Source organism: Flavobacterium cyanobacteriorum (assembly GCF_002251835.1).
In the GTDB taxonomy this organism is placed as follows: domain Bacteria; phylum Bacteroidota; class Bacteroidia; order Flavobacteriales; family Flavobacteriaceae; genus Flavobacterium; species Flavobacterium cyanobacteriorum.
In genome coordinates, this window is the sequence record NZ_NOXV01000069.1 from 1 (window position 1) to 2,672 (window position 2,672).

Below are 2,672 nucleotides of genomic sequence, written 5' to 3' on the forward strand. Positions count from 1 at the left end.
TTATTGATTTTTAATCAATTATATTTTTTGTCGTGTACTAAACAAAAAATTATTAAACGAATTAGAGATGCCGTTTAGTTTGGTTGTCAAAGACAATATGGCTTTCGTTCAAAACACGGTTGATTTGGTTTTGGCTTCAAATATGTTTTCCGTTGGTATTGATATTGAACGATTGAATGTAATGTTGATGAACGGACAACCAAAAAATGTTGCAGAATATATTCAGGCTTCAAGTCGTGTAGGACGAAAAGACAAAGGAATTGTAATAAATTTATTGGACGCTAATCGTTCAAGAGACAAATCGTACTTTGAAAATTATGTTCCTTTTAATAACGCGTATTATAAATTTGTAGAGCCGTTGAGCGTTACGCCATTTACTGAAATTGCTTTGGATAAAGTTTTAGCAAGTTTGTTAGTTTGTTACGTCAGACACAAACAAGGTTTGTATTTAGACAAACGAGCAAAAGATTTTACTGGAGATTATAAGGAACTTGAAAACTTCATTTCAGATCGAATCAAAAACAAAAAGCAGTTGGAATATGCTTTGGAAAAATTGAAAGTTCTATCCGAAAAATGGACAACCAAAGAAGGCGATTTGACTTACAAAATTCTGATTAAAAAAATATCTGATTTAGATGATTGGAGTTTGATGATGTCAATGAGAGAAATAGATACAAACAGCATTGTAAAAATTATAAATAAATAATGGGACAATTTGAGCAAATACAAACAAGAAAAGCTATCAGTTCTTATGGTGGTGTTGGTTCTATTATTGAAACAAGAGACGGTTCAATATTGATTGACAGTTTCAATGAGTGGCCATTTTTCCGAACCATAAACGGAAAGTTTGAAGAACATAATTTTATCGTTGATAAGCGTTTTAAAAATCGTTTAAGCAGGTATTTTCAAGAATTAGAACACTTGGTAAAAATCCCTGTTAATGACTTAAAACAAGGTTTTAAACCCGAAAATCAATTTGCGTTTTTATCTGCAAAGTATTTTCCCGAATGGTTTTATTGTAATAATTGTAATCGTTTTGATAGAATTGACAGGTGGAAAAAGAATTGGGAAAACAATGTTAATTCAGAACATAAAGACAATTTTTTTCCGCCCAAATGTTGCCATTGTTATGTCCAGAATAGAGAGAAAAAAAGAAAGTTTTATGATTTAGAACAAGTGCGTTTTATTCTCACTTCGCCTAATGGTGAAATTGCCGATATTCCTTGGGATAAATGGGCAATGTTTAGAAACACGAAAAAAGATGATAAAAAAGAACCTAAGGAAACCGTAAGTGAAGAAGATATTATCACGCTTGCAAATATTCAAGTTCCAGAAGATGCAATTTTTGAATACAAAACCTCTGACAAATTAGATGATTTAAAAGGTATTTGGATAATTGCAAAAAGAAAAGACGGTGAACAATTAAACTTTACAACGCTTTCAGGTTTGTTTAATTTGAGAATAAAAATTCAAGATTTAATTCCGAACACCAAGGAAACGGACATTTTGTTTAAACCAGTTATTCGTTCGAGCAATAGTGTTTACTATCCAAATATTTTGTCAAGTATTTACATTCCTGCAAATGATGAATTGAATACTTATTTAATTGACAAAATAAAAACCTATTCGCAAAAAGGTTATTCATCAGAGGTAATTATAGACATTTTACAAGAATCGCACAACATTAAATTTGAAATTAAAACAATTCAAAATTTAATTGATAACAATTTCAGTGAACGTGAGGCAGAAATTGCGAAAACAGAAAATCAATACAGATTTGATGAATATAATTTCATCACAAGTAAAGAATTACCCCAAAAAATTGAAGATAAGTTAATCTTCAATAAAATAAACCAATCATTTTTTCAAAATGATCTGATAAAATCCATTTTCAAAATGGATAAAATCAAAATTACGTCTGTTCAAACTTCTTTCACACGTCAAGAACCAATTTCATCAAGTCAAATTTTACAAGATGAAGACCCCGAAAAGGCGACAAAAGAAAGTATTGTAAAGAAATTTACTTCTACTTACGGCAAAACTGCAAAGTATTTACCAGCGATTGAAAGTTTTGGTGAAGGAATTTTCTTCGAGTTTGACAATAATGTTTTGGATAATTGGATTAAGTCAAACACGAAAATTCAAGAACGAATTTCTATCCTAATCGGCAACAAACGACAATTTGAATCTGCGTTTAGCGAAGACTTTGAATTGAATCCAAAATATGTTTTGATACATACATTTTCTCATTTAATCATCAAAGAATTAGAATACTTGTGCGGTTATCCATCAACCTCAATTCAAGAGAGGCTTTATATTGATGAAGGACTAGGTATGAATGGTGTTATGATTTACACAGTTGCAGGTTCAGAAGGAAGTTATGGCGGCATAACATCAATTTGCGATGACAACAGAATTGGAAAACTAATTGAATCAGCAATGATGCGTGCTACTGATTGTGCGACAGACCCGATTTGTTACCATACACACGGACAAGGAGTAGCAAATCTGAATCTTTCAGCTTGTTTTAGTTGTACATTATTACCCGAGACGTCTTGTGAAAAATTTAATTGCTATCTTGATAGACGAATTTTAGTTGACAAAGAATATGGATATTTTAAAAAATAATAAACTCAACTTGATTAATTTCAATTTCCCCTATAAAAATAACC

General features: G+C 30.9%; 2 protein-coding genes. Both read left to right on the forward strand.

Features of this window, described 5'->3' with window-relative positions; genetic code table 11:
* Nucleotides 1–67 precede the first annotated feature (67 nt).
* Entirely contained in the window at nucleotides 68–706 is a 639-nt protein-coding gene (locus CHU92_RS00665; protein ID WP_094411586.1) for a helicase-related protein, read from the forward strand.
* Nucleotides 706–2,628, forward strand: a complete 1,923-nt coding sequence (gene drmB / locus CHU92_RS00670) for a DUF1998 domain-containing protein (RefSeq protein WP_094411588.1) — start codon at nucleotides 706–708, stop codon at nucleotides 2,626–2,628. Before CHU92_RS00665 ends, drmB begins: the two co-directional genes overlap by 1 nt.
* The last annotated feature ends 44 nt before the right edge of the window (nucleotides 2,629–2,672 follow it).

Excerpts from the sequence above, each read along its gene's own strand:
- drmB (WP_094411588.1), top strand. The coding sequence starts at position 706 with ATGGGACAATTTGAGCAAATACAAACAAGAAAAGCTATCAGTTCTTAT.
- CHU92_RS00665 (WP_094411586.1), top strand. The coding sequence starts at position 68 with ATGCCGTTTAGTTTGGTTGTCAAAGACAATATGGCTTTCGTTCAAAAC.